This window comes from Chitinispirillales bacterium ANBcel5 (assembly GCA_029688955.1).
Taxonomy (GTDB): domain Bacteria; phylum Fibrobacterota; class Chitinivibrionia; order Chitinivibrionales; family Chitinispirillaceae; genus Cellulosispirillum; species Cellulosispirillum alkaliphilum.
In genome coordinates this window covers 1-2,445 of sequence record JARUKZ010000088.1, presented here as the reverse complement: position 1 = coordinate 2,445, position 2,445 = coordinate 1, and the positions used below count along the sequence as shown (strand labels likewise).

General features: G+C 40.9%; 4 protein-coding genes. 1 reads left to right on the top strand and 3 read right to left on the bottom strand.

The annotated features are described in order from the left end of the window. Positions 1 to 789, bottom strand: a 789-nt coding sequence (locus QA601_18765; GenBank protein ID MDG5817145.1) for a hypothetical protein, incomplete at its 3' end; no start/stop codon positions are given. 180 nt (positions 790 to 969) lie between these two features. Here QA601_18765 and QA601_18760 point away from each other — a divergent pair. Beyond that, on the top strand, positions 970 to 1,158 hold the full coding sequence (locus tag QA601_18760) for a hypothetical protein (protein ID MDG5817144.1): 189 nt from the start codon (positions 970 to 972) through the stop codon (positions 1,156 to 1,158). A gap of 237 nt (positions 1,159 to 1,395) precedes the next feature. On the opposite strand, the gene QA601_18755 is transcribed toward QA601_18760, so the two are convergent. Then, a complete protein-coding gene (locus tag QA601_18755) occupies positions 1,396 to 1,845 on the bottom strand; it encodes a hypothetical protein (protein MDG5817143.1) in 450 nt (149 codons plus the stop codon). Between the two features lie 44 nt (positions 1,846 to 1,889). Then, positions 1,890 to 2,445: RHS repeat-associated core domain-containing protein (locus QA601_18750; GenBank protein MDG5817142.1), on the bottom strand; the 556-nt coding region annotated here is incomplete at its 5' end.

The window sequence follows — 2,445 nt, the reverse complement described above, 5'->3', positions numbered from 1 at the left end:
GGTATAGGCAGGGACTGTGGTGCAGCCCGCTTCATCATAGGTTTTATACATCTGCCCACGAAGGTTTTTGTCCTGCGGATCAGTTTGCGATTCACCGTAGATAATTTTCTGTACAAGGTTATCCAGACCATTACCGACGACTCTTTTTTCGGTAGGCCGGTGAAGTGTATCATAGGTTACAGTTACAAGATGCCCTTTAGCGTCAAAACTTTTAACCGGATTCTCCATCACATCAATAAAAACCCTGTCATCCCCGGCATCGACATTCTGCGTCCTCAAGGGATGTCCTGCCATATCATAGGTATAAGTAAATGCAACATTGCCCCGCGGATCGGTTATAGTGAGAGGATTTCCGGTGATATCAAAGGTAGTTACTGTCTCATAAATCTGATCCCCTGTAGCTGTGTCCTTATTTGCCAGATACTGCTTTACCCTAAACTCTCTACCCAGTGTGTCGAGTATTGCCACCTGCGGAGTATTAAAATGATCGTGTCCATCTTTGTTATCGTTCTGATCGTATGATTCTATTTCCCAAGGAGTAAACTCAACACGTGTAAAATGACCATCAGGCAGCTCGGTTTTCACCACCCGCATCAGCGGGTCGTAATGAATTACTGGAGTAACCCCAAACTCAGCAAAGAACTGCTCAGGCTCATATTCAAACGTCGCGCTGTAGAAAGGTTCGTACTGCTTTACCGGTTCCTGCTTATTATTGTAAACGACACGCCCCGATACAAGCCAGCGGTCTTCAACCTCCTCCTCTTCATACTCATCATTGTCCTGACGCACCCAGGCAAGCCCACGCTCAACCTTAATCTTACTCTGAAGCTCACGCTCAAAACCATCACTGTAACCCAGACTTATCTGTATCCTCGATGTTTCACCACCAGCGAGATCACTGACATGTGTCTCACGGGCAAGCGCAGGGATTCCTGATCTAAATTAGTTAAAAGTGGCCTAAACCATGCCATGTCTGTTGGAAAAACGCTTGGAAGAACTAAGTATTCAGCAATGGATGATCAGGCATTTTTGAAAAAGTATAAGGGCCTTTCTGTAGACCTGAAAAACGGACTATCATTAAGAAAAGCAGCAAAAGTACACGAAGTTTCGCTGAATACTGTTTTAAAAGTAAGAAAGGTGATTGGGTTGGAAGTGTAAATATTAGATCAAAACTTAAGCATAAGAGGAAAAGGTGCATAGGGAAGGCAGGGATTTGGCACCCTATGCACCTACCGTGCACCATTTTCCTGAGTTAGAGGTTTTTGTTGGGCCATTGACGGCGGAACGAACGCATAAGGAATTTATGTAAAAGCGAGGGCCAAGAATGGCAAAATGCGACCCGAGGTGGTAGGGAAAACTACATAATCTATATAAAAAGAAGTATTGATCATTTTTTTATTTGAATGCATCGATCCCAGGATATTCATTTCTCATTCTATAACGTTCCTCAACTGACATGTAATCATTTATTATTCCAACTATATACTCTTCTAAATCTGATGGCAGTAAGTCGTATGTTTCTTGAAACAATACAGTTTCTGTTTTCACTAACTTAATAAATCCTTTTACAAACTGCTCACCATGTGCATCTGAAAGCTTCATAAATTTTAATATTTCGATTAAAGCAGTAGAATTCTCTACAGTTTCGAATAGCATATCAATATAGCTTGAAAATACTCGAGGTAAATTTTTTTTACTTTCATCCAACGCTGTTTTATCTAAGTATAAGACTCTTTGAATATCCCAAAAGGCTATTACTTCCTCCTGCGTATTTGGCACATAAAAATCCTGTGAATGCAAAGATCTTACTATTAGTATTAAAAGCACTAAACTTAACTTATTCATTTACCATCTCCGCTACAATTTTTCTGGAACATGTATCCATCGGCCTAATCAGAAGTATTTTGCGTCCTAGAGTCGAGCCATTCTTGTGTGTTATCTATAACTGTAATATTCGTTAATGGATCATCCAGAAAATCAATTAGAATCTCACTTATAAAAACCATAGTCTCATGTGTAACTCTAATGCATCCTAGAGTAGCATGTTCCCATCCGCTTCTACCAGCACCATCAGTAGAATTTTCTCTCCCAGAATGCACACCCATTCCAGTTCTGCCAGGAACTTCAAATACAAAGTTGGCAACATCCCCGAGCCTACTATCTCTACCCGCACCTGCGTGATTAACTGTGTATGAATAATTATATGTTCCAGCTGGCCATCGACCATTTGATGTACTGGAAGCATTGTTTGAAGCATTCCAGCTTCCAGCTACAGTTCCATCTCTGTGAGTAGCAACAAGTAAATTGAGATCTCTAAAAAAATGGAGCTCAGATAAGCCATCTGGATCAATAAATACGACTGGATTTGTCGTATACCGATACAAATCCCAAAATTCTCTTGCAGGATCCGTACTCACCCACCTCCCAATATCACTGTCATAATAT